Raw genomic sequence first — 20795 nt, forward strand, 5'->3', positions numbered from 1 at the left:
TCTGGAATCGAACCAAGGGGAAAAACATGGACAGCGGCAACAAGGTGCAATTCTCGGACCGCGAGGCCCTGCTCTACCATAATTACGGCCGGCCTGGGAAAATCGAGATCATCGCCTCGAAGCCGATGGCGACCCAGCGCGACCTCAGCCTCGCCTACTCGCCCGGTGTCGCCGTCCCGGTCAACGCGATCGCCGAGGATCCGGCCAAGGCCTATGATTATACGATCAAGGGCAATCTGGTCGCGGTGATCTCGAACGGCACCGCGATCCTCGGCCTCGGCAATCTCGGCGCGCTCGCCTCGAAGCCGGTGATGGAAGGCAAGGCCGTCCTCTTCAAGCGCTTCGCCGACGTCGACTCGATCGACCTCGAAGTGAAGACCGAAGACCCGCAGGCGTTCATCGACGCGGTCGAGCTGCTCGAACCGAGCTTCGGCGGCATCAACCTTGAAGACATTGCCGCGCCCAACTGCTTCATCATCGAGGCGGCGCTGAAAGAGAAGATGAACATCCCGGTGTTCCATGACGACCAGCATGGCACCGCGATCATCACCGCCGCCGGCCTGATCAACGCCTGCCACCTGACCGGCCGCGATCTCGGCGAGATCAAGGTCGTCGTCAACGGCGCCGGCGCCGCCGCGATCGCCTGCACCGCGCTCATCAAGGCGATGGGTGTGCGGCACGAGAATGTCATCATGTGCGACCGCAAGGGCACCATCTATCAGGGCCGCACCGAGGGGATGGACCAGTGGAAGTCGGCGCACGCGGTGCCGACCGAGGCGCGCGACCTGACCGCGGCACTGAAGGGCGCCGACGTCTTCCTGGGCCTGTCGGCCGCGGGCGCGCTGAAGCCCGAGATGGTCAAGGACATGGCCCCCGCGCCGATCATCTTCGCGATGGCGAACCCCGATCCCGAAATCTCGCCCCCCGATGCGCGCGCGGCGCGGCCCGACGCGATCATCGCGACGGGGCGCTCGGACTATCCGAACCAGGTCAACAACGTCCTCTGCTTCCCCTTCATCTTCCGCGGCGCGCTCGACGTGCGCGCGACGGCGATCAACGAGGAGATGAAGATCGCCGCCGCCTATGCGATCGCCGACCTCGCGCGCCAGCAGGTGCCCGAGGAGGTCGCGGCGGCCTATGGCGGGCGGGCGTCGAGTTTCGGCCCTGAATATATCATCCCCTCGCCCTTCGACCCGCGGCTGATGGAGATCGTCCCCGCCGCGGTCGCCAAGGCGGCGATGGACACCGGCGTCGCGCAGCAGCCGATCGCCGATCTGGAGGCCTATCGCACCAGCCTGCGCGCGCGGCTCAACCCGACGACGTCGGTGCTGACACTTGCTTATGAAGCGGCGCGCGCCAATCCGAAGCGCGTCGTCTTCGCCGAGGGCGAGGAGGAAGTGGTGCTGCGCGCGGCGATCCAGTTCCGCGACGGCGGCTACGGCATTCCGGTGCTCGTCGGGCGCGAGGGGCTGCACGACAAGCTGCGCGTGATGGGGGTCACCGATCCCGAAAGCTTCGAGGTCCACAACAGCGTCAATTCGCCGCATGTGCCGCAGATGGTCGAGATGATGTACGAGCGGCTTCAGCGCCGCGGCTATCTCCGCCGCGATATCGAGCGCATGGTCAACCGCGACCGCAACATCTTCGGTTCGCTGCTGCTCAAGCTCGGCCTCGGCGACGCGATGATCACCGGCGTCACCCGCACCTATTCGCAGACGATGCGCGAGGTGCGGCGCGTGATCGACCCCGCCGAGGGCAAGACGGCGTTCGGCATCCATGTCCTCGTCGGCCAGCATCACACGGTGTTCATGGCCGACACGACGGTCAACGAACGTCCGTCGGCCGAAATGCTCGCCGACATCGCCGAGCGCACCGCGCAGGTCGCGCGGCGGATGGGGCACGAACCGCGCGTCGCCTTCCTCTCCTATTCGACCTTCGGCAACCCGCCGGGGTCATGGCTCGATAATATCCGCGAAGCGGTCCACATCCTCGACGAGCGCAAGCCCGAGTTCGAATATGAAGGCGAAATGGCGCCCGACGTCGCGCTCAATGCGAAGGTGATGGAGAAATATCCCTTCTGCCGCCTGTCGGGGGCCGCGAACGTGCTGATCATGCCGGGGCTGCAATCGGGCAATCTGTCGGCGAAGCTGCTGCGCGAACTCGGCGGCAGCGCGGTAATCGGCCCGATGCTGATCGGGATGGAAAAGCCGGTGCAGGTCGCGACCATGGCCTCCCCCGCGTCGGACCTGGTGACGCTGGCGGTGCTCGCCGCGGGCGGAATTGCGGGGTAACGAGAGGAATCCCCTCCCGCTGGCGGGAGGGGAGGATCAATATCCTTACTGCCCCTGCGACCCACCCCCGCCCATGCCGGGGGCGCCGACGGCGCCGATATTGCCGAAGATATCCTCGAAGAAGCTGCGGTGGCGGCCGAGCGTCGGGGTCTTGTCGCCTTCGGGGCTGATCTTGCTCACCAGTTCAAGGCCGGTCTTGTCGACCCCGACGACGTTGCCCGCGGGATCGAAGCGCACGCGCAGCACCTGCTGCGCGACGGGGCGCGGGCGGGCGAAGGCGAGCTGGCGGGTTTCGCGCGAGACATAATAATATTCATTGTCGCTGAACTGACCGACGAAGGTCGGGCGGCCCAGCGTCTTTTCGACCGATTCGCGATTGTCGACGCCGGGGGTGATCGCGGTGGTGAGCACCGGATCGACGACATAGCCCTGTCGCCCCTTGAGCTGCGCGCAGCCGCTGGCGGTCAGCGCGAGCGCCAGCCCGGCGACGATCAGGCGCACGGGGCGGGCGGGAAGTATGAGGGTCTGGATCGGCATCAACTATCTCCGTTGCGCCGCTTTGCGCGAGCGCTGGCAATCGCGCCTCTTAACCGCAAGCAGACGGCAGGCACAAGCGGCTTATGCCGCGGCAATGCTTGCGCCAAGCTGACCGAGGGGACTTTTCGGATGGGGCGATTCCGCCTAAGCGTGCGCGATGTTCTCATCGCTCCGCAAGCTCTTCAAACCCGACGCCGATCCGCGCGAGGCGCGCCGCCCGTTATGGAATGCCGTCATCGCCGCTGCGCGCGCGCCGCACTGGTATAGCGACGGTCAGGTTCCCGACACGCTCGACGGCCGCTTCGACATGATCAGTCTGGTGCTCGCGCTGGTCCTCCACCGCATCGACGACGACCCCGATCAGGCGGTCGCGGGGGTTCAGCTCACCGAATTGTTCGTCGACGACATGGATGGCCAGATGCGCCAGATCGGTTTCGGAGACATGGTCGTCGGCAAACAGATCGGGCGGATGGTCGGCGCGCTCGGGGGCCGGCTCGGCGTCTATCGCGCGCCCGACGGGTCGGACGAGCTCAAGGCAGCGCTGGTGCGCAATTTGTGGCGCGGCAAGGAGCCGCCCGAAGCGGGACTGGCGCATGTGCTGGCGGGAGTCGCGGACTTGCGCGCGAGCCTTTCGGCGATGCCAGTCGCGGCGCTGGTCGCCGCCGACCGCCTGCCCGGACAGACGGCATGACCGTGCCCGAATTCTCGCATCTCGTCACGCTCGCCGAAGCAGGCCAGGGCCGCACGGTGGCGATCGAAGCCGACGAAGCGTCGCGTGCCGCGATCGCGCGGCGGCTGGCCCTGGTCGCGCTCGACCGCTTCACGGTAGCTGCCGAGGTGCGCGGCGTCGCGGGCGGGATCGCAGCGACGGGCACGATCGATGCCAAGGTCGTGCAAAACTGCGCGGCGACCGGACTGCCGGTGCCCGCCCGGCTCCACGAACCCTTCGACCTCCGCTTCCTCCGCGACGCGTCGCCGGCGAGCGACGAGGAGGTCGAAATCAGCGACGCCGACCTCGACATATTGCCGCTCGAAGGTGAGCGGATCGATCTCGGCGAAGCGGCGGTGCAGACGCTGTCGCTGGCGCTCGATCCCTTCCCGCGCCATCCCGACGCCGACCGCATCCTTGCCGAGAAAGGCGTGCTCAGCGAGGAACAGGCGGGGCCGTTCGCGGCGCTCGCGAAGCTGCGGGGGAAGCCCGGGTCTTAATCCTCGGGCTCATCCTTCGGCGTTTCCTTCACCAGATCGGCGGCGACAGCGTCGAGGCCGGGGTCATCGCTGGCCGGCGCGTCCTGCGCGGGGGCTGCCTTCGCGTCGCCGTCGTCCTTCTCATGCGCGCGCGGCAGCGATCCGCCCAGCGCTTTCGCGAGACCGACGAGCTGTTCGCCGAGCACCTTGTCGACCGCGGGTGCGACATCGGCGACCTTGAAGCGCATATAGCCGCCGACGACATAGTCGAAACGGATCGCGCTGCCCGTCGCGGTCGGCTTGATCTGGATCGTCAGCGTGCCGGTGACCGCTTCGCCCTGGAGCGGGCCAAAGGCGCCCGACAGGCGCATCATCTCGCCCGGCTTGGCAAAGATGATCCGCGCGTGCTGGACGCTGCCCATCGCGCTGCCCTCACCGGGGAGCTTTTCGCAGAAGCAACCGCCGGCCTGCGAATCGAGCCAGAAGTTCGCGGCGTCGCCCGACCAGCTATGCTCCTTCGACCACCATTTTTCGGGGAGGCGCAGCATCTTCCAGACATCGTCGGGGGTCGCCGCAACCTGCGCGGTATGTGCGACGGTAAAGCCGATGTCGCTCTGGTCGATGATTTTCGCCTTTGCCGGCACGGCCGCAAGCGCAACACCGCCCAACGCGACGAGCGCGAGATATGATTTGAAACCCATGCCCCAGTCCCCCTTCGCCGTCTTCATAGACGGCGGCGGAAGAGCTGACTAGCGGGCGCTTCCCAGGATCGCCTCGATCGCGTCGTTGACATGGTCGATGTCGGCCATGCCGTCGACCTTGCTGACGATGCCGCGCGCTTCGTAGATCGGCAGGATCGGCGCGGTCTTGGCGCGATATTCGGCCATCCGCGTGCGCACCGTTTCCTCATTGTCGTCGGGGCGACGCTTGAAGTCGTGGCTGCTGCAGACGTCGCACGTATCGGCGACCTTGGGCAGCTTGTAACGGTCGTGATAGCCTTCGCCGCATTTGGCACAGGAAAAGCGGCCGGTGATGCGGTCGACGAGCGCATCCTCCTCGACCACCAGTTCGATCACATGGTCGAGCTTGCGGCCGCGCGCCGAGAGGATCGAATCGAGGGCGTCGGCCTGCGCCGCGGTGCGCGGATAGCCGTCGAAAATCACCGAGGTTTCGCCGCCGAGCGCGTCGAGCCGTTCGCCGATCAGGCCCGAGACGATTTCGTCCGACACCAGTTCGCCCGCGTCCATCACCGCCTTTGCCTGGAGGCCGATCGGCGTTCCCGCCTTGACCGCGGCGCGGAGCATGTCGCCGGTCGAAAGCTGGACCATGCCATGTTCGCTTTCGAGCCGCGAGGCCTGCGTTCCCTTGCCCGCCCCCGGCGGACCCAGCAAAATGATGTTCAGCGTCATGGAAGCCCCTGTTTCCCGTTCCGTCGGGGTGGCCCTAACCGACCGATCAGCGCCGCGCAACGCCGCCCTTCAATTTGGCCTTCTTGATCAGGTCGCCATATTGATGCGCGAGCATGTGGCTCTGGATCTGGCTGATCGTGTCGATCGTCACGTTGACGATGATCAGCAGGCTGGTGCCGCCGAGCTGGAACGGCAAACCCGACCCTGCGATGAAATATTCGGGAACGAGGCAGATCAGCGCCAGATAGACCGCGCCGATCACGGTGATGCGCGTCAGCACGAAGTCGAGATAGGCGGCGGTGTTCTTGCCCGGGCGGATGCCGGGGATGAAGCCGTTCTGGCGCTTCAGATTGTCGGCGGTTTCCTCCGGGTTGAAGACGACCGCGACGTAAAAGAAGCAGAAGAAGATGATGCCCGCGGCATAGAGCGCCATGTAGAGCGGCTGGCCGTGCGCGAGATACTGGTTGAGGGTGACAAGAAATTCGCCCCACGCCGTATCCTGCTGGACATTGCTGCCGAGCATCTGGGTGACGGTGAGCGGCATCAGCAGCAGCGACGAAGCGAAGATCGGCGGAATCACGCCTGACGTGTTGACCTTGAGCGGCAGGTGGCTGCGATCGGCCTGCATCATGCCGCGCTGCGTCGCGCGTTTCGGATATTGGACGAGGACGCGGCGCTGCGCGAGCTCCATGAAGCTGATCACGGCGATGATCAGGACCGCGCCGCCGATGACCGCGATGATCGTGCCGCCGCCCATCGAGCCTTCGCGCACCTGTGTGAACATCTGCGCGAAGCTGCGCGGAAGCTGGGCGAGAATGCCCGCCATGATGATCAGCGAAACGCCGTTGCCGATGCCGCGGCTGGTGATCTGTTCGCCGAGCCACATCAGGAAGAGCGTGCCGCCGACGATGCTGATCACGGCGCCGATGCGGAACATCATGCCCGGATCGACGACCGCCGCGACGCCCTGGCTCTGGCCGAGCGTTTCAAGGCCGACGGCGATGAAATAGCCCTGGATCGCGGTCAGGAACACCGTGCCGTAGCGCGTGTACTGGTTGAGCTTCTTGCGTCCGCTCTCGCCCTCTTTCTTGAGCGCGGCGAGGCTGGGGGCGAGCGCCGAGGCGAGCTGAACCACGATCGACGCAGTGATATAGGGCATGACGCCGAGCGCGATGATGCTCATGCGCTCCAGACTGCCGCCCGAGAAGGTATTGAAGATGTCGAGGATGCCGCCCGACGCCGCCTGCGAATAGAGCCGCGACAGCGCGACGGGATCGACCCCCGGCAGCGGCACGAACGAGAGGAAGCGGAAAACGATCAGCGCGCCGATCGTGAACCAGAGGCGGTTCTTGAGTTCGGTCGCCTGGCCGAACTTCGAAAAGTTCAGGCTGGAAGAAAGCTGGTCGGCGCGAGAGGCCATGGGTGTTATTCCTCGAGTGGCGGACCGCGCCCCCCGCGACCCGGCGCCTATGTGCGTTCGACGGTCACGAAGCGCAAGGGGAAAGGCCCATTTAGCGGTGAGCCGACGCTCCAATGCCGCTTTTGATATTCGCTCGACACGAACGGAAAACAGGTTCGTGTAAGGAGAATGGGGCGGCCCCTGAGAGCCGCCCCATCCGATATCGCTTATTCCGCCTTGGCTTCCGGCGCCGCGGGCAGTTCGATCTTGCCGCCGGCCTTTTCGACCGCTTCGATCGCGCCCTTCGACGCGCCGGCGACCGCGAAGGTCAGCTTGGCGGTCAGTTCGCCCTTGGCGAGGAGGCGGACGCCGTCCTTGCCGCCGCGTGCAACGCCGGCGGCCTTGAGCGCGGCGTGGTCGACGGTCTTCTTGGCGTCGAGCTTCTTTTCATCGATCAGCTTCTGGACCTGGCCCAGATTGACGATCGCATAGTCCTTGCCGAAAATGTTGTTGAAGCCGCGCTTCGGGATGCGCATGTGGAGCGGCATCTGGCCGCCCTCGAAGCCGTTGATCGCGACGCCGCTGCGGGCCTTCTGGCCCTTCTGGCCGCGACCGGCGGTCTTGCCCTTGCCCGAGCCGATGCCGCGTCCGACGCGCATCCGGCCCTTGCGGGCACCGTTGTTGTCACGAAGATCGTTGAGTTTGATAGTCATTGCACTCGCTTTCGCTGTGTTCGCGCTAGGGACCACCCAAGGGGTCAGTCCGGTTCGATTTCATTCGACGGCTGAAAGCCGGGATAGGGCCCGGCCTTCTCCATCACGATGGCCTGGGCGACATAGCCGCGGCCATCGACATTGGTAATCGAGGGGCTGCCGTGAAGCTGCCACCCCCGGTTGAGCAATCCCTCGACCCGCGCGCAGAAGGCGCTGTCGTCGGGACCGGTCAACAGGCGATAGAGCTTCATGCGGGTTTAGCCCTCGACAACTTCCACCATGTGCGGAAGCTTGCGGATCATGCCGCGCACTTCGGGGGTGTCGACCAGTTCGACCTCGCGGTGCATCTTGCCCAGGCCGAGGCCGGTCAGGATGGCACGCTGGCTCTTGGGACGACGGATCGGCGAACCGATCTGGCGGATCTTGATCTTCTTGTCGGCCATCGTTTTACTCCGTCACCGCCGCGGCTTCGGCCTCGGCTGCGCGGTCGGACGAGCCGCCACGCTTGATCAGGTCCGAAACCTTCTTGCCACGGCGCTGCGCGACCGACTTCGGGCTGGTCTGCTCGCCGAGCGCCTCGAAGGTCGCGCGGATCATGTTATAGGGGTTCGAGGTGCCAACCGACTTGGTCACCACATCGGCCACACCCAGCGACTCGAACACGGCGCGCATCGGGCCGCCGGCGATGATGCCGGTCCCGGCGGGCGCCGAGCGCAGCGTGACGTTGCCGGCGCCGAACACGCCACGGCCGTCATGATGCAGCGTGCGGCCGTCGCGCAGCGGAACGCGGATCATCGCCTTCTTCGCGGCAGCGGTCGCCTTCGAAATGGCTTCGGGCACTTCGCGCGCCTTGCCATGACCGAAACCGGCGCGGCCCTTGCCGTCGCCGACGACGACGAGCGCGGCGAAACCGAAGCGCTTGCCGCCCTTCACCGTCTTGGACACGCGGTTGATGTGGACGAGCTTTTCGATCAGCTCTTCGCCGCCATCCTCGTCGCGCGGGCGACGATCGTCGCGGCGGCCACGGCCACCATCACGACCGCCACGGCCGCCGTCGCGGCCACCGCCACGACCGCGGCGCGGAGCCTGGCCTTCGGTGGGGGCGGGGGCTGCCTCGGGGGCGCCTTCGGCGTTCTGAACTTCGTCTGCCATGATTAGAACTCCAATCCGCCTTCGCGCGCCGCGTCGGCCAGCGCCTTGATGCGCCCGTGGAACAGGAAGCCGCCGCGGTCGAACACGACCTGCGTCACGCCCGCTTTCTTGGCGGCGTCGGCAAGGCGCTTGCCGACGTCGGCTGCCGCCGCCGCAGTGGCGCCGGTCTTGCCGCGGACATCCTTGTCGAGTGTCGAAGCCGCTGCCAGCGTCTTGCCAGCGGCGTCATCGATGAGCTGCGCATAGATGTGGCGGCCCGAACGGTGCACCGAAAGCCGCGGCCGACCGGCGGCGCGCTGACGGAGCGCGGTGCGGACGCGCTGGCGGCGTTTTTGGAAAGTGGTAAGATGTGCCATGGCTTACTTCTTCTTGCCTTCTTTGCGGAAGATGTACTCGCCGCGATATTTGATGCCCTTGCCCTTATAGGGTTCGGGCTTGCGCCAACGGCGGATTTCCGCCGCGACCTGGCCGACCTTCTGCTTGTCGATACCGCTGATCTCGATCGTCGTATTGTCCGGCGTCTTGATCTCGATACCCTCGGGCACCGCGAAATCGACATCGTGGCTGTAGCCGAGCTGCAGCTTCAGATTCTTGCCCTGCGCGTTGGCGCGATAGCCGACGCCGGTGATCTCGAGCACCTTGGTGAAGCCTTCGGTCACACCCGTGATCAGATTCTGCACCAGCGTGCGCTGCATGCCCCAGAAGGCACGCGCCTCGCGGCTGTCGTTCGCAGGCTGAACCGAGATGCTGCCTTCGCCGACTTCATATTTGATGTTGTCGGAAAGCGGCATCGCGAGCGTGCCCTTCGGCCCCTTGACCGACAGCGTGCCGCCGTCGATCGCGGCGGTGACACCGCCGGGAACCGCCACTGATTTTTTACCGATGCGCGACATCAGAACACCTCCGCCAGCACTTCGCCGCCGACATTATGTTCGCGGGCTTCGGCGTCCGAAAGAACGCCGCGCGGGGTCGACACGATGGTGATGCCCAGGCCGTTGCGCACGATCGGCAGCTCTTTCGAGCCCGAATAGACGCGGCGGCCCGGCTTCGAGACGCGGGCCACGTGGCGGATCGCCGGCTGGCCCTCGAAATATTTGAGTTCGATGCGGATGCCCTTGTGCTGGCCCTTCGCGCCCAGCGATTCCTCGCTGTAGCCGCGGATATAGCCTTCGCGCTGGAGCACATCGAGAACGCGGACGCGCAGGGTCGAGGCGGGGGTCAGGACGCTGTCCTTCTTCGCCTGCTGGCCGTTGCGGATGCGGGTGAGCATATCACCCAGGGGATCGGTCATTGCCATCTTGTCAGTCCCTTACCAGCTCGACTTCACAACACCGGGGATCAGGCCCTTGTTGGCCAGATCGCGGAGCTGCACGCGGCACAGCCGGAATTTGCGGTAGTAAGCGCGCGGGCGGCCCGTCAGCTCGCACCGGTTGCGGATGCGGGTCGGGTTACCGTTGCGGGGGATTTCCGCCATCTTGAGGCGCGCGATCAGACGCTCGCCATCGTCGAGCGAGGTGTCAGCGGCCATCGCCTTCAGCTTCGCGTAACGGCCGGCATATTTCTTCACCAGCTTCTTGCGACGCTCGTTCTTGTTCGTCGAACTCAGTTTCGCCATGACTTAAGTTCTCTTTCCTTCTTGAAAGAGCCTGCCTGGTCCCAAAGGGATCAGGCGGCTTCCTTTTCCTGCGCTTCGATCGGGAAGGGGAAGCCGAACAGCTTGAGCAGTTCGCGGGCTTCCTCGTCCGTGCGAGCGGTGGTGGTGACGATCACGTCCATGCCGCGCACCTGGTCGATGCGGTCATAGTTGATCTCGGGGAAGATGATCTGTTCCTTGAGGCCCATGGCATAGTTGCCGCGGCCGTCGAAGCTCGTCGCCGACACGCCGCGAAAGTCGCGGATGCGCGGCATCGCGATCGTGATCAGGCGATCGAGGAACTCGTACATGCGTTCGCGGCGCAGGGTCACCTTGCAGCCGATCGGCATGCCTTCGCGCAGCTTGAACTGCGCGATCGACTTCTTCGCCTTGGTCACGACGGGCTTCTGGCCCGCGATCAGTTCCATCTCGGCGGCCGCGCTCTCGACCTTCTTCTTGTCCTGCGTGGCTTCGCCGACGCCCATGTTGAGCGTGATCTTCTCGATCTTCGGCACTTCCATCGCATTCTTGTAACCGAACTTCTCGGTCATCGCCTTGACGATCACATCGTCATAGCGCTTGCGCATGCGCGGGGTGTAATTGTCAGCCATTGATCGTCTCCCCGGACTTCACGGCCACGCGGACCTTCTTGCCGTCCTTGGTTTCAAAGCGGACGCGCGTCGGCTTGCCGGTCTTGGGATCGGCGAGCGCGACCTTGCTCGCGAAGAGCGGCGCTTCCTTGCGCTCGAGGCCGCCCTGCGGGTTCTGCTGGGTCGGCTTGCGGTGACGGGTGATGACGTTGACGCCCGCGACGACAACCTTGCCGTCCTTCGGCAGGCTCTGCGTCACTTCGCCGGTCTTGCCCTTGTCCTTGCCGGACAGGACGACGACCGTATCACCCTTCTTGATCTTGTTCGCCATGATCAGAGAACCTCCGGCGCCAGGCTGATGATCTTCATATAGCCGCGGCCGCGCAGTTCGCGGACGACGGGGCCGAAGATACGGGTGCCGATCGGCTCCTCATTCTTGTTGACGAGCACGGCGGCGTTGCTGTCGAAACGGATCACCGAGCCGTCAGCGCGGCGCACGTCCTTCGCGGTGCGAACGATGACGGCGCGATGCACGTCGCCCTTCTTCACCTTGCCGCGCGGCTGGGCTTCCTTGATCGACACGACGATCACGTCGCCAACGCCGGCAACGCGACGCTTCGAGCCGCCAAGCACCTTGATGCACTGGACGCGCTTCGCACCGCTGTTGTCGGCGACTTCCAATTGTGACTGCATCTGAATCATCGATGCACTTCCTTCTTCCTTGGCCTACCGGGGCACCCCGGCGGTTCCGTGAAACTCTTTACGCGATCTCGTCGGCCTTTTTCGCCTTGGTCGAGATTTCGACCTTGTCGAGAACCTTCCAGGTCTTCAGCTTCGAAATCGGCTTCGTTTCCTCGATGCGGACGGTTTCGCCAGCCTTGATGGCGTTGTCCTCATCGTGGGCGTGATACTTTTTCGAACGGCGGATGATCTTGCCGTAGAGCGGGTGCTTCACCTTCCGCTCCACCTTCACCACGACGGTCTTGTCGCCCTTGTCGGACACCACCGTGCCGGTCAATATGCGCTTCGGCATGGGTTGGTCTCCTTATTTGGCGGCCGAGCGCGCGCGCCCGGTCTGCTCGGTCTTGACGCGCGCGATGGTGCGACGCACTTCCTTGACCCGCGATGCCTTTTCCAGCTGGCCGGTGGCGGCCTGGAAACGGAGGTTGAACGCCTCCCGCTTCAGTTCGCCAAGCTGTTCGGCGAGCTGGTCGTCGGTCTTCTTGGTCAGATCTTCGGTCTTGGCCATGGCCCTCAACCCTCCAGGTGCGAGGTGTCGCCGAGGCGGGCAACGACCTTCGTCTTGATCGGCAGCTTCATCGCCGCGCGTTCGAACGCCAGCGCGGCCACCGGACCGGGGACGCCGTCGAGTTCGAACAGAATGCGGCCGGGCTTGACGCGGGCGGCCCAGAATTCAGGCGAGCCCTTGCCCTTGCCCATGCGGACTTCGGCGGGCTTCGACGACACGGGGACGTCAGGAAACACGCGGATCCAGAGGCGGCCCTGGCGCTTGATCGCGCGGCTGATCGCGCGGCGGGCCGCTTCGATCTGGCGCGCGGTGATGCGCTCGGGTTCCATCGCCTTCAGCCCGTAGGAGCCGAAGTTCAGGCTGGTGCCGCCCTTGGCGAGGCCATGGATGCGGCCCTTGAAAGCCTTGCGGAACTTGGTTTTTTTCGGTTGCAGCATGTCAGCAGTCCTTAGCGGCGATCGTCACGGGCCGGACGGACGCCGGTCGTCTGCGCATCGAGCATCAGACGGTCGGTCGCCATCGGGTCATGACCCAGGATCTCGCCCTTGAAGATCCAGACCTTGATGCCGCAGACACCGTAAGCGGTGTGCGCTTCGGCCTCGGCATAGTCGACGTTGGCGCGCAGCGTGTGCAGCGGCACGCGGCCCTCGCGATACCATTCGGTGCGCGCGATTTCCGCGCCGCCGAGACGGCCGGCGCAGTTGATGCGGATGCCTTCGGCGCCGAGACGCATCGCCGACTGCACCGCGCGCTTCATCGCGCGGCGGAAGGCAACGCGGCGCTCGAGCTGATCGGCAATGCCCTGTGCGACGAGCTTGGCGTCGACTTCGGGCTTGCGGATCTCGACGATGTTCAGCGACACGTCGCTGCCCGTCATCGCGCCGAGCTGCTTGCGCAGCTTTTCGATGTCGGCGCCCTTCTTGCCGATGATGACGCCCGGACGGGCGGCATAGATCGACACGCGGCACAGCTTTGCCGGACGCTCGATCACGACCTTCGAGATCGCGGCCTGCGGCAGGTGCTTGAACACGAACTTGCGGATCTTCAGATCCTCGACAAGCATGCGGCCATAGTCCTGGCCCTCGGCGAACCAGCGGCTGTCCCAGGTGCGGTTGACCTGCAGGCGCAGGCCGATCGGATTGCTCTTCTGGCCCATCTTACGCCTCTTCTTCCTGTTCGCGGACGACGATGCGGATGCGGCTGAAGGGTTTGACGATCCGGGTCGACTTGCCGCGGCCGCGAGCGTGCCAGCGCTTCATCGAGATCGACTTGCCCACGCTCGCTTCCTTGACGACCAGCGCGTCAACGTCGAGGTTGTGGTTGTTCTCCGCGTTGGCGACGGCGCTGGCGAGAACCTTGCGCACGTCGACGGCCATCGCCTTCTTCGAGAAGGCGAGGACGTTCATCGCGTCTTCGACCTTGCGGCCGCGGATCAGCGCAGCGACGAGGTTCAGCTTCTGCGCCGAGCCGCGAATCTGCGTGCCGACCGAGAGCGCCTCATTGTCCGCAACGCGGCGGGGGGACTTTTCCTTGCCCATTAGCGTTTGCCCTTCTTGTCGGCCGCGTGGCCGGGGAAGAAGCGCGTCGGCGCAAATTCACCCAGCTTCATGCCGACCATGTCTTCATTGACCGACACCGGCACGAACTTGCGGCCGTTGTAGACGTTGAAGGTCAGCCCGACGAACTGCGGCAGGATGGTGGACCGGCGCGACCAGGTCTTGATCGGCGCAGAGCTGCCGCCGTCCTGGGCCGTTTCGGCTTTCTTGAGGAGATGAAGGTCGACGAACGGACCCTTCCAGACCGAGCGAGCCATGGCTTACCTCTTCTTCTTCGCGTGACGCGACCGGATGATCATCTTGTCGGTCGACTTGTTGTGGCGGGTACGGGCACCCTTGGTCGGCTTGCCCCACGGGGTCACCGGATGACGGCCACCCGAGGTGCGGCCTTCACCACCGCCGTGCGGGTGATCGACCGGGTTCTTGGCAACGCCGCGAGTCAGCGGGCGCTTGCCGAGCCAGCGGCCGCGGCCCGCCTTGCCCAGATTGGTGTTCTGGTTGTCGGGGTTCGACACCGCGCCGACCGTGCCCATGCACTCGCCGCGAATGTAGCGCTGCTCGCCCGAACCGAGACGCACGATGACGAGGCCGCGGTCACGACCGACGACCTGCGCATAGGTGCCCGCCGAACGGGCGATCTGGCCGCCCTTGCCCGGCTTCATCTCGATATTGTGGACGATCGTGCCGACCGGCATCTGCGACAATTCCATCGCATTGCCCGGCTTCACGTCGGTCTTCTTGCCCGCGACGACGGTGTCGCCGACGGCCAGACGCTGCGGCGCCAGAATATAGGTCTGTTCGCCGTCCTCATATTTCACGAGGGCGATGAACGCCGTGCGGTTGGGGTCATATTCCAGACGCTCGACGGTGGCCGGCATGTCCCACTTGCGACGCTTGAAGTCGATGAAGCGGTACTTCTGCTTGTGGCCGCCCGCGATGCCGCGCGAGGTCACATGACCCTTGTTGTTGCGGCCGCCGGTCTTGCGCTTGCCTTCGGTCAGCGCCTTGACGGGCTTGCCCTTCCACAGCGACGACTTGTCGACGAGGATCAGGCCGCGCTGCGCGGGGCTGGTCGGGTTATAATGTTTGAGTGCCATTTTCTCTGCCTTCCCGAGCCGCTCAGACGCCCGTGGTGACGTCGATCGACTGGCCTTCGGCCAGGCGAACGATCGCCTTCTTCACGTCGCTGCGGGTGTAGGGCTTGCCCTTCCAGCGCTTGGTCTTGCCCTTGGTGACGAGCGTGTTGACGCCGACGACCTTGACATCGAACAGCGCCTCGACGGCCGCCTTGATCGCGGGCTTGGTCGCGTCATTCGCGACCTTGAACACCACGGCGTTGTTTTCGCTGAGCAGCGTCGACTTTTCGGTGATCACCGGAGCGAGGATCACGTCATAATGACGCGCATCGACAGTTTTTGCCTTAGCCATTGAAACGGGCCTCCAGCTTTTCGACCGCCGCGCGGGTCAGGACCAGCGTGTCGGCGCGGATGATGTCATAGACATTGGCGCCTGCTGCCGGCATCGCGTCGATGCCGATCAGGTTAGCCGATGCCATCGCGAAGCTGGCGTGGACCGCGTCACCGTCGATGAACAGGGCGCGGTTGCCGAGGTCGAGCTTGCCGAGCTTGCCGGCGAGCGCCTTGGTCTTCGCGTCCTTGAGCTCGAGCGTGTCGAGAACGACGATCTTGCCGCCCTTCGCCTTGTCGCTGAGCGCCATCTTCAGGCCGAGCGCGCGAATCTTCTTGTTCAGCGAGTGGCCGAAGGTGCGGGCCCGCGGGCCGTGCGCCTTGCCGCCGCCGATGAAGATCGGCGCCTTGCGGTCGCCGTGACGGGCGGTACCGCCGCCCTTCTGGCGACCGAACTTCTTGCCGGTGCGGGCAACGTCGCTGCGCTCGCGGGCGGCGCGGGCGGGACCGCGGCGCTTTTCGAGCTGCCACGCGACGACGCGGTGCAGGATGTCGGCACGTGCGTCGACGCCGAAGACGTCGTCGTTAAGATCGATGTCGGCGCCAGCCTTGCCATCGAGGGTCTGAACCTTGACCTTCATGATCAGGACTCCTGTGCGCCGTCGGCGGCCGCGGTGTCGACGACGGTTTCTTCGACCGGCGTTTCGACCGGCGCGTCAGCCGGGGCATCGTTGGTGTTGGCCGCGCTCTTGATGCCCGCCGGATAGGGGGCCTCGGGGTGACGCGGCAGCTTCACCGCATCGCGGACGAGCAGCCAGCCGCCCTTCGAGCCCGGGACCGAGCCCTTGACGAAGAGAAGGCCGCGCTCGACGTCGGTGCGGACGATTTCGAGATTCTGCTGGGTGCGATTGCGCGCGCCCATGTGGCCGGCCATCTTCTTGTTCTTGAAGACGCGGCCCGGATCCTGACGGTTACCGGTCGAACCATGCGCACGGTGGCTGATCGAAACACCGTGGGTCGCGCGCATACCGCCGAAACCCCAGCGCTTCATCGCACCGGCAAAGCCCTTGCCCTGCGTCACGCCCTGGATGTCGACGATCTGGCCGGCGACGAAATGGTCGGCCGAAAGCTCGGCACCGACGTCGAGCGTCGCGTCGTCGGCGACGCGGAATTCGACGAGCTTCGCCTTGGGCTCGACCTCGGCCTTGCCATAGGCGCCACGCTGCGGCTTGGCGACGTTCTTCGCCTTGGCCGAGCCGGCACCCAGTTGAACGGCCACATAGCCGTCGCGGTCCTTATCGCGCACGGAGACGACCTGGCAGCCTTCGAGGCTCAGGACAGTAACCGGCACGTGGCGGCCGTCGTCCTGAAACAGGCGGGTCATCCCCATTTTCTTCGCGATCACGCCAGTACGCATGATCATACTCCTCAACAGAGGCCGGGCGGACCATTCCGCACGGCTTGCGGGAAGCCGACAGGCAAAGCCCGGCGACTACCCTCCCAGCCCATGATTTCGATGCATCGCCCCGTCCGGGCTGAGGTGCCGCCTTCCTGCGAAGGTTGGCGGCGAGACGGGGGACGCAGCCCGGACCAAATCTCTTCCGAAGAAGACGTCCGGCGGTATCCTCCGAAACCTGATTGGTTCCTGCGAAAGCAGGAACCCAGGGCGGTTTCAGCGCGGCCTGTCGACCGCTTTACCCTGGGCTCCGGATCAAGTCCGGAGCACGCCGGCCATTTAGGCCAGCTTGATCTCGACGTTCACACCCGCGGCGAGGTCGAGCTTCATCAGCGCGTCGACCGTCTGCGGGGTGGGCTGCACGATGTCGAGCAGCCGCTTGTGGGTACGCACCTCGAACTGCTCGCGCGACTTCTTGTCGATGTGCGGACCGCGGTTCACGGTGAATTTCTCGATGCGCGTCGGCAGCGGGATCGGGCCGCGAATGAGAGCGCCCGTGCGACGTGCCGTATCGGCAATGTCGGTGGTGGCCTGATCGAGCACGCGGTGATCAAAGGCCTTCAGGCGAATGCGAATATTCTGCGTTTCCATGACTTATCCAGTCGAATCCCGTCTGACGATGCGAAAGAGCCGAAATGGCCTGCACCGAACTCCCTCGCGGAAGCCGGTCGGCCATCAAAAACCTTTAAGCTACGAGCCGCGCGAATCGATCCGAATCGCGCGGCTCGCGGCCCTATATTACTTTGTGATCGTCGCGACAACCCCCGCGCCGACCGTGCGGCCGCCTTCGCGAATCGCGAAGCGCAGACCCGGGTCCATGGCGATCGGAGCGATCAGCTTGACCGACAGCTGGACGTTGTCGCCCGGCATGACCATCTCGGTGCCCTCGGGGAGGATGACCTCGCCGGTGACGTCGGTGGTGCGGAAGTAGAACTGCGGACGATAGTTGGCGAAGAACGGCGTGTGACGGCCGCCCTCGTCCTTCGACAGGACATAGACTTCCGAGGTGAACTCGGTGTGCGGCGTGATCGAGCCGGGCTTGGCCAGAACCTGGCCGCGCTCGACTTCTTCACGGCCGACGCCGCGGATCAGCGCACCGATGTTGTCGCCAGCCTGGCCCTGGTCGAGCAGCTTGCGGAACATTTCGACGCCGGTGACGGTCGTCTTCTTGGTGTCCTTGATGCCGACGATTTCGACTTCTTCACCAACCTTGACGATGCCGGTCTCGACGCGGCCGGTGACGACGGTGCCGCGGCCCGAGATCGAGAACACGTCTTCGATCGGCATCAGGAAGGGCTTGTCGAGCGGACGTTCCGGCTGCGGGATCCAGCTGTCGACGGCTTCCATCAGCTTCAGGATCGCGTCCTTGCCGATGTTGTCGTCGCGGCTTTCCAGCGCGGCGAGGGCCGAACCGGCGATGATCGGAATATTGTCGCCGTCGAAGTCGCGCTTCGAAAGCTCTTCGCGGATTTCGAGTTCGACGAGCTCGAGCAGCTCGGGATCGTCGAGCTGGTCGACCTTGTTGAGGAAGACGACCATGGTCGGAACGCCGACCTGCTTCGCGAGCAGGATGTGCTCCTTGGTCTGCGGCATCGGGCCGTCGGCGGCCGACACGACGAGGATCGCACCGTCCATCTGCGCGGCGCCGGTGATCATGTTCTTCACATAGTCGGCGTGACCCGGGCAATCGACGTGCGCATAGTGGCGACCGTTGGTCTCATATTCGACGTGCGCGGTCGAAATGGTGATGCCGCGCTCGCGCTCTTCGGGCGCCTTGTCGATGTTCGCGAAGTCGACGGCCGCGTTGCCGGCGATGTTTTCCGCGAGCACCTTGGTGATCGCTGCGGTCAGCGAGGTCTTGCCATGGTCGACGTGACCGATGGTGCCGATGTTGCAGTGCGGCTTCGTCCGCTCAAATTTAGCCTTGGCCATGATGGTATAACCTTCTTGTTCAGTGTTTGCGTTGATCAGTCGCGGACGAGCCTGCTGAATCAGGCGCCGCCCTTAGAGGGTCTTGCCGCGCGGCGCAAGTCCGCGCGGCTTCGATCCGTCAGGCCATCTTGGCCTTCACTTCTTCGGCCACGTTGTTCGGCACTTCTTCATAGTGCGAGAACTGCATGGAGTATTGCGCGCGGCCCTGGGTGAACGAGCGGAGCTGGTTCACATAGCCGAACATGTTGGCGAGCGGGACCATGGCCTCGACCACCTGGGCGTTGCCCCGGCTGTCGGTGCCCTGAATCTGGCCGCGGCGGCTGTTGAGGTCGCCGATCACGTCGCCCATGAACTCCTCGGGAGTCACGACCTCGACCTTCATCACCGGTTCGAGCAGCTTGATGCCGGCCTTCGCCGCCACTTCGCGCATCGCCGCACGGCCCGCGATTTCGAATGCCAGCGCCGACGAGTCGACGTCGTGATAGGCGCCGTCCGTGAGCTTGATTTCGAAGTCGATGATCGGGAAGCCGATCATGTGACCGTTTTCGGCCGATTCGCGCATGCCCTTTTCGACCGACGGGATATATTCGCGCGGAATGTTGCCGCCCTTGATCTCGTCGATGAAGGTGATGCCCGAACCGCGCTCACCGGGAGCGACGCTGACCTTGACGCGGCCGAACTGGCCCGAGCCGCCCGACTGCTTCTTGTGGGTATAGTCGACGTCGACCGGCTTCGCGAGCGATTCGCGATACGCCACCTGCGGCGCACCGACGTTCGCTTCGACCTTGAACTCGCGCTTCATGCGATCGACGAGGATGTCGAGGTGAAGCTCGCCCATGCCCTTGATGATCGTCTGGCCCGATTCATGATCGGTCGAAACGCGGAACGAGGGATCCTCGGCAGCCAGGCGGTTGAGCGCGATGCCCATCTTTTCCTGGTCGGCCTTGGTCTTGGGCTCGACCGACAGCTCGATCACCGGCTCGGGGAATTCCATCCGTTCGAGGATGATCGGCGCGTTGGTCGCGCAGAGCGTGTCCCCGGTGGTGGTTTCCTTGAGGCCCGCCAGCGCGACGATGTCGCCCGCATAGGCTTCCTCGATATCCTCGCGGCTGTTGGCATGCATCAGCAGCATGCGGCCGATCTTTTCCTTCTTGTCCTTCACCGAGTTCAGATAGGTGCCCTTGGTGAGGGTGCCCGAATAGATGCGGGCGAAGGTGAGCGAGCCGACGAACGGATCGTTCATGATCTTGAACGCGAGCAGCGAGAGCGGCGCCGAGTCCGACGTCGCGCGCGAGTCGGGCTGGTCGTTCGCCGGGTTGATGCCCTGAACGTCGGGAATGTCGAGCGGCGAGGGCAGATAGTCGACGACCGCGTCGAGCAGCGCCTGGACGCCCTTGTTCTTGAACGACGAGCCGCACAGCACCGGCACGAAGGCCTGCGCCAGCGTGCCCTTGCGGAGCAGCGCCTTCAGCGTCGCGACGTCGGGAAGCGTGCCTTCGAGATAGGCCTCCATCGCGGCGTCGTCCTGTTCGACGGCGAGCTCGACCAGCTTTTCGCGATATTCGGCGGCCTTGTCCTTGAGATCGGCGGGGATCTCTTCATAGAAGAATTCGGCGCCCAGGCTTTCGTCCTTCCAGATGATCGCGCGCTCGTTGACGAGGTCGACGAGGCCGACGAAATCGCTTTCGGCGCCGATCGGCAGATAAAGGACGGCCGGAACCGCGCCCAGACGATCGATGATCGTCTGCACGCAATAATAGAAATTGGCACCGGTGCGGTCGAGCTTGTTGATGTAGCACATGCGCGGCACGCCGTATTTTTCGGCCTGGCGCCACACGGTTTCCGACTGCGGCTCGACGCCGGCAACGCCGTCGAACGCGGCGACCGCGCCGTCGAGGACGCGCAGGCTGCGCTCGACCTCGATGGTGAAGTCGACGTGTCCGGGGGTGTCGATGATGTTCAGGCGATGCTCGGGGCCCTTGCCTTCATCGGCCTTCCACAGACAGGTGGTTGCCGCGGACGTGATGGTGATGCCGCGCTCCTGTTCCTGTTCCATCCAGTCCATCGTCGCGGCGCCGTCGTGGACTTCGCCGATCTTGTAGGACTTGCCGGTGTAATAGAGGATGCGCTCGGTCGTCGTGGTCTTGCCGGCGTCGATGTGCGCCATGATACCGAAATTGCGATAGCGTTCGAGCGGATGGCTGCGTGCCATGGTCTTTTCCTTGGATTTGGGGAGCGGCCGGTTGGGCCGCTCCCGATATAGGAAGAATATTTACGATTGCGA

The 20795-nt window shown here is 64.8% G+C and carries 31 protein-coding genes; 3 read left to right on the plus strand and 28 right to left on the minus strand.

The annotated features are described in order from the left end of the window. Positions 1-26: 26 nt before the first annotated feature. Positions 27-2291 (plus strand): NADP-dependent malic enzyme, encoded by a 2265-nt coding sequence (locus ACVENA_RS18855; RefSeq protein WP_449326633.1) that lies wholly within the window; start codon positions 27-29, stop codon positions 2289-2291. 45 nt (positions 2292-2336) lie between these two features. Here the strand turns inward: ACVENA_RS18855 and ACVENA_RS18860 are convergent, their stop codons facing one another. After that, positions 2337-2828 (minus strand): outer membrane protein assembly factor BamE, encoded by a 492-nt coding sequence (locus ACVENA_RS18860; protein ID WP_449326634.1) that lies wholly within the window; start codon positions 2826-2828, stop codon positions 2337-2339. 157 nt (positions 2829-2985) lie between these two features. Between ACVENA_RS18860 and ACVENA_RS18865 the strand changes: the two genes are divergently transcribed. Together ACVENA_RS18865 and ACVENA_RS18870 are read left to right on the plus strand one after the other, a co-directional pair. Next, positions 2986-3519 (plus strand): ubiquinol-cytochrome C chaperone family protein, encoded by a 534-nt coding sequence (locus ACVENA_RS18865; protein WP_449326635.1) that lies wholly within the window; start codon positions 2986-2988, stop codon positions 3517-3519. Next, positions 3516-4037 (plus strand): YceD family protein, encoded by a 522-nt coding sequence (locus tag ACVENA_RS18870; RefSeq protein ID WP_449326636.1) that lies wholly within the window; start codon positions 3516-3518, stop codon positions 4035-4037. The genes ACVENA_RS18865 and ACVENA_RS18870 overlap by 4 nt, the downstream gene beginning before the upstream one ends. On the opposite strand, the gene ACVENA_RS18875 is transcribed toward ACVENA_RS18870, so the two are convergent. From ACVENA_RS18875 to fusA, 27 genes are all read right to left on the minus strand, one after another. Next, on the minus strand, positions 4034-4717 hold the full coding sequence (locus tag ACVENA_RS18875) for a hypothetical protein (protein WP_449326637.1): 684 nt from the start codon (positions 4715-4717) through the stop codon (positions 4034-4036). The two genes, ACVENA_RS18870 and ACVENA_RS18875, sit on opposite strands and share 4 nt — an antisense overlap. Positions 4718-4765: 48 nt before the next feature. Beyond that, complete coding sequence (locus ACVENA_RS18880) at positions 4766-5419, minus strand: adenylate kinase (RefSeq protein ID WP_449328967.1); 654 nt, start codon at positions 5417-5419, stop codon at positions 4766-4768. Positions 5420-5471: 52 nt separating this feature from the next. Beyond that, on the minus strand, positions 5472-6845 hold the full coding sequence (gene secY / locus ACVENA_RS18885; protein WP_257546083.1) for a preprotein translocase subunit SecY: 1374 nt from the start codon (positions 6843-6845) through the stop codon (positions 5472-5474). Positions 6846-7051: 206 nt separating this feature from the next. Continuing rightward, positions 7052-7537: a 50S ribosomal protein L15 gene (gene rplO / locus ACVENA_RS18890; RefSeq protein ID WP_257546085.1), complete on the minus strand. Its 486-nt coding sequence runs from the start codon at positions 7535-7537 to the stop codon at positions 7052-7054. Positions 7538-7581: 44 nt separating this feature from the next. Beyond that, the gene (locus ACVENA_RS18895) at positions 7582-7788 is read right to left on the minus strand and encodes a DUF1737 domain-containing protein (RefSeq protein WP_257546087.1); all 207 of its coding nucleotides are present in this window, start codon (positions 7786-7788) and stop codon (positions 7582-7584) included. 6 nt (positions 7789-7794) lie between these two features. Next, a complete protein-coding gene (gene rpmD, locus ACVENA_RS18900) occupies positions 7795-7980 on the minus strand; it encodes a 50S ribosomal protein L30 (RefSeq protein ID WP_037515666.1) in 186 nt (61 codons plus the stop codon). Between the two features lie 4 nt (positions 7981-7984). Continuing rightward, on the minus strand, positions 7985-8689 hold the full coding sequence (rpsE, locus tag ACVENA_RS18905; RefSeq protein ID WP_297664171.1) for a 30S ribosomal protein S5: 705 nt from the start codon (positions 8687-8689) through the stop codon (positions 7985-7987). A 2-nt stretch (positions 8690-8691) separates the two neighbouring features. Further along, positions 8692-9045 (minus strand): 50S ribosomal protein L18, encoded by a 354-nt coding sequence (gene rplR / locus ACVENA_RS18910; protein ID WP_105999115.1) that lies wholly within the window; start codon positions 9043-9045, stop codon positions 8692-8694. Between the two features lie 3 nt (positions 9046-9048). Continuing rightward, positions 9049-9582, minus strand: coding sequence for a 50S ribosomal protein L6 (gene rplF, locus ACVENA_RS18915; RefSeq protein WP_449326638.1), 534 nt, complete (start codon positions 9580-9582; stop codon positions 9049-9051). Then, the gene (rpsH, locus tag ACVENA_RS18920; protein WP_058454357.1) at positions 9582-9986 is read right to left on the minus strand and encodes a 30S ribosomal protein S8; all 405 of its coding nucleotides are present in this window, start codon (positions 9984-9986) and stop codon (positions 9582-9584) included. The genes rplF and rpsH overlap by 1 nt, the downstream gene beginning before the upstream one ends. Positions 9987-9998: 12 nt before the next feature. Continuing rightward, positions 9999-10304, minus strand: coding sequence for a 30S ribosomal protein S14 (gene rpsN / locus ACVENA_RS18925; protein WP_257546109.1), 306 nt, complete (start codon positions 10302-10304; stop codon positions 9999-10001). 50 nt (positions 10305-10354) lie between these two features. Beyond that, entirely contained in the window at positions 10355-10933 is a 579-nt protein-coding gene (gene rplE / locus ACVENA_RS18930) for a 50S ribosomal protein L5 (protein ID WP_137892237.1), read from the minus strand. Further along, the gene (rplX, locus tag ACVENA_RS18935; protein ID WP_257546113.1) at positions 10926-11243 is read right to left on the minus strand and encodes a 50S ribosomal protein L24; all 318 of its coding nucleotides are present in this window, start codon (positions 11241-11243) and stop codon (positions 10926-10928) included. The genes rplE and rplX overlap by 8 nt, the downstream gene beginning before the upstream one ends. Before the next feature lie 2 nt (positions 11244-11245). Beyond that, the gene (gene rplN, locus ACVENA_RS18940) at positions 11246-11614 is read right to left on the minus strand and encodes a 50S ribosomal protein L14 (protein WP_056341829.1); all 369 of its coding nucleotides are present in this window, start codon (positions 11612-11614) and stop codon (positions 11246-11248) included. 58 nt (positions 11615-11672) lie between these two features. Further along, on the minus strand, positions 11673-11945 hold the full coding sequence (gene rpsQ, locus ACVENA_RS18945; protein ID WP_449326639.1) for a 30S ribosomal protein S17: 273 nt from the start codon (positions 11943-11945) through the stop codon (positions 11673-11675). A 12-nt stretch (positions 11946-11957) separates the two neighbouring features. Continuing rightward, positions 11958-12161, minus strand: coding sequence for a 50S ribosomal protein L29 (rpmC, locus tag ACVENA_RS18950; protein WP_257546124.1), 204 nt, complete (start codon positions 12159-12161; stop codon positions 11958-11960). Between the two features lie 5 nt (positions 12162-12166). Next, on the minus strand, positions 12167-12598 hold the full coding sequence (rplP, locus tag ACVENA_RS18955; RefSeq protein WP_257546126.1) for a 50S ribosomal protein L16: 432 nt from the start codon (positions 12596-12598) through the stop codon (positions 12167-12169). Positions 12599-12609: 11 nt separating this feature from the next. Next, entirely contained in the window at positions 12610-13317 is a 708-nt protein-coding gene (gene rpsC / locus ACVENA_RS18960; protein WP_257546128.1) for a 30S ribosomal protein S3, read from the minus strand. 1 nt (position 13318) lies between these two features. Further along, positions 13319-13699 (minus strand): 50S ribosomal protein L22, encoded by a 381-nt coding sequence (gene rplV / locus ACVENA_RS18965; RefSeq protein WP_054589690.1) that lies wholly within the window; start codon positions 13697-13699, stop codon positions 13319-13321. Further along, positions 13699-13974 carry a 30S ribosomal protein S19 gene (gene rpsS, locus ACVENA_RS18970; RefSeq protein ID WP_037556370.1) on the minus strand — a complete coding sequence of 92 codons (276 nt, stop codon included), beginning with the start codon at positions 13972-13974 and terminating at the stop codon, positions 13699-13701. The genes rplV and rpsS overlap by 1 nt, the downstream gene beginning before the upstream one ends. A gap of 3 nt (positions 13975-13977) precedes the next feature. Continuing rightward, entirely contained in the window at positions 13978-14814 is an 837-nt protein-coding gene (gene rplB, locus ACVENA_RS18975; RefSeq protein ID WP_297664148.1) for a 50S ribosomal protein L2, read from the minus strand. Between the two features lie 22 nt (positions 14815-14836). Next, positions 14837-15145 carry a 50S ribosomal protein L23 gene (locus ACVENA_RS18980; protein ID WP_033074355.1) on the minus strand — a complete coding sequence of 103 codons (309 nt, stop codon included), beginning with the start codon at positions 15143-15145 and terminating at the stop codon, positions 14837-14839. Further along, complete coding sequence (gene rplD, locus ACVENA_RS18985) at positions 15138-15764, minus strand: 50S ribosomal protein L4 (protein WP_257546142.1); 627 nt, start codon at positions 15762-15764, stop codon at positions 15138-15140. The genes ACVENA_RS18980 and rplD overlap by 8 nt, the downstream gene beginning before the upstream one ends. A 2-nt stretch (positions 15765-15766) precedes the next feature. Then, positions 15767-16540, minus strand: a complete 774-nt coding sequence (gene rplC / locus ACVENA_RS18990) for a 50S ribosomal protein L3 (protein WP_257546144.1) — start codon at positions 16538-16540, stop codon at positions 15767-15769. A gap of 318 nt (positions 16541-16858) precedes the next feature. Beyond that, complete coding sequence (gene rpsJ / locus ACVENA_RS18995; RefSeq protein WP_011543089.1) at positions 16859-17170, minus strand: 30S ribosomal protein S10; 312 nt, start codon at positions 17168-17170, stop codon at positions 16859-16861. Between the two features lie 147 nt (positions 17171-17317). Continuing rightward, on the minus strand, positions 17318-18511 hold the full coding sequence (tuf, locus tag ACVENA_RS19000; RefSeq protein ID WP_257546154.1) for an elongation factor Tu: 1194 nt from the start codon (positions 18509-18511) through the stop codon (positions 17318-17320). A 118-nt stretch (positions 18512-18629) separates the two neighbouring features. Continuing rightward, positions 18630-20723: an elongation factor G gene (gene fusA, locus ACVENA_RS19005; protein WP_257546156.1), complete on the minus strand. Its 2094-nt coding sequence runs from the start codon at positions 20721-20723 to the stop codon at positions 18630-18632. Positions 20724-20795 lie beyond the last annotated feature (72 nt).

The organism is Sphingopyxis sp. 550A, from assembly GCF_053569535.1.

Excerpts from the sequence above, each read along its gene's own strand:
- rplF (WP_449326638.1), bottom strand. The coding sequence starts at position 9,582 with ATGTCGCGCATCGGTAAAAAATCAGTGGCGGTTCCCGGCGGTGTCACC.
- rplN (WP_056341829.1), bottom strand. The coding sequence starts at position 11,614 with ATGATTCAGATGCAGTCACAATTGGAAGTCGCCGACAACAGCGGTGCG.
- rplB (WP_297664148.1), bottom strand. The coding sequence starts at position 14,814 with ATGGCACTCAAACATTATAACCCGACCAGCCCCGCGCAGCGCGGCCTG.
- rpsN (WP_257546109.1), bottom strand. The coding sequence starts at position 10,304 with ATGGCGAAACTGAGTTCGACGAACAAGAACGAGCGTCGCAAGAAGCTG.
- rplC (WP_257546144.1), bottom strand. The coding sequence starts at position 16,540 with ATGCGTACTGGCGTGATCGCGAAGAAAATGGGGATGACCCGCCTGTTT.
- rplP (WP_257546126.1), bottom strand. The coding sequence starts at position 12,598 with ATGCTGCAACCGAAAAAAACCAAGTTCCGCAAGGCTTTCAAGGGCCGC.
- rplX (WP_257546113.1), bottom strand. The coding sequence starts at position 11,243 with ATGGCGAACAAGATCAAGAAGGGTGATACGGTCGTCGTCCTGTCCGGC.
- ACVENA_RS18870 (WP_449326636.1), top strand. The coding sequence starts at position 3,516 with ATGACCGTGCCCGAATTCTCGCATCTCGTCACGCTCGCCGAAGCAGGC.
- ACVENA_RS18865 (WP_449326635.1), top strand. The coding sequence starts at position 2,986 with ATGTTCTCATCGCTCCGCAAGCTCTTCAAACCCGACGCCGATCCGCGC.
- rpsE (WP_297664171.1), bottom strand. The coding sequence starts at position 8,689 with ATGGCAGACGAAGTTCAGAACGCCGAAGGCGCCCCCGAGGCAGCCCCC.
- rpmC (WP_257546124.1), bottom strand. The coding sequence starts at position 12,161 with ATGGCCAAGACCGAAGATCTGACCAAGAAGACCGACGACCAGCTCGCC.
- rpsQ (WP_449326639.1), bottom strand. The coding sequence starts at position 11,945 with ATGCCGAAGCGCATATTGACCGGCACGGTGGTGTCCGACAAGGGCGAC.
- rpsH (WP_058454357.1), bottom strand. The coding sequence starts at position 9,986 with ATGGCAATGACCGATCCCCTGGGTGATATGCTCACCCGCATCCGCAAC.
- rpsJ (WP_011543089.1), bottom strand. The coding sequence starts at position 17,170 with ATGGAAACGCAGAATATTCGCATTCGCCTGAAGGCCTTTGATCACCGC.
- rpsC (WP_257546128.1), bottom strand. The coding sequence starts at position 13,317 with ATGGGCCAGAAGAGCAATCCGATCGGCCTGCGCCTGCAGGTCAACCGC.
- rpsS (WP_037556370.1), bottom strand. The coding sequence starts at position 13,974 with ATGGCTCGCTCGGTCTGGAAGGGTCCGTTCGTCGACCTTCATCTCCTC.
- ACVENA_RS18875 (WP_449326637.1), bottom strand. The coding sequence starts at position 4,717 with ATGGGTTTCAAATCATATCTCGCGCTCGTCGCGTTGGGCGGTGTTGCG.
- rplR (WP_105999115.1), bottom strand. The coding sequence starts at position 9,045 with ATGGCACATCTTACCACTTTCCAAAAACGCCGCCAGCGCGTCCGCACC.
- rplD (WP_257546142.1), bottom strand. The coding sequence starts at position 15,764 with ATGAAGGTCAAGGTTCAGACCCTCGATGGCAAGGCTGGCGCCGACATC.
- ACVENA_RS18980 (WP_033074355.1), bottom strand. The coding sequence starts at position 15,145 with ATGGCTAAGGCAAAAACTGTCGATGCGCGTCATTATGACGTGATCCTC.
- ACVENA_RS18860 (WP_449326634.1), bottom strand. The coding sequence starts at position 2,828 with ATGCCGATCCAGACCCTCATACTTCCCGCCCGCCCCGTGCGCCTGATC.
- rplE (WP_137892237.1), bottom strand. The coding sequence starts at position 10,933 with ATGGCTGACAATTACACCCCGCGCATGCGCAAGCGCTATGACGATGTG.
- fusA (WP_257546156.1), bottom strand. The coding sequence starts at position 20,723 with ATGGCACGCAGCCATCCGCTCGAACGCTATCGCAATTTCGGTATCATG.
- rplV (WP_054589690.1), bottom strand. The coding sequence starts at position 13,699 with ATGGGCAAGGAAAAGTCCCCCCGCCGCGTTGCGGACAATGAGGCGCTC.
- ACVENA_RS18855 (WP_449326633.1), top strand. The coding sequence starts at position 27 with ATGGACAGCGGCAACAAGGTGCAATTCTCGGACCGCGAGGCCCTGCTC.
- tuf (WP_257546154.1), bottom strand. The coding sequence starts at position 18,511 with ATGGCCAAGGCTAAATTTGAGCGGACGAAGCCGCACTGCAACATCGGC.
- rplO (WP_257546085.1), bottom strand. The coding sequence starts at position 7,537 with ATGACTATCAAACTCAACGATCTTCGTGACAACAACGGTGCCCGCAAG.
- ACVENA_RS18895 (WP_257546087.1), bottom strand. The coding sequence starts at position 7,788 with ATGAAGCTCTATCGCCTGTTGACCGGTCCCGACGACAGCGCCTTCTGC.
- rpmD (WP_037515666.1), bottom strand. The coding sequence starts at position 7,980 with ATGGCCGACAAGAAGATCAAGATCCGCCAGATCGGTTCGCCGATCCGT.
- secY (WP_257546083.1), bottom strand. The coding sequence starts at position 6,845 with ATGGCCTCTCGCGCCGACCAGCTTTCTTCCAGCCTGAACTTTTCGAAG.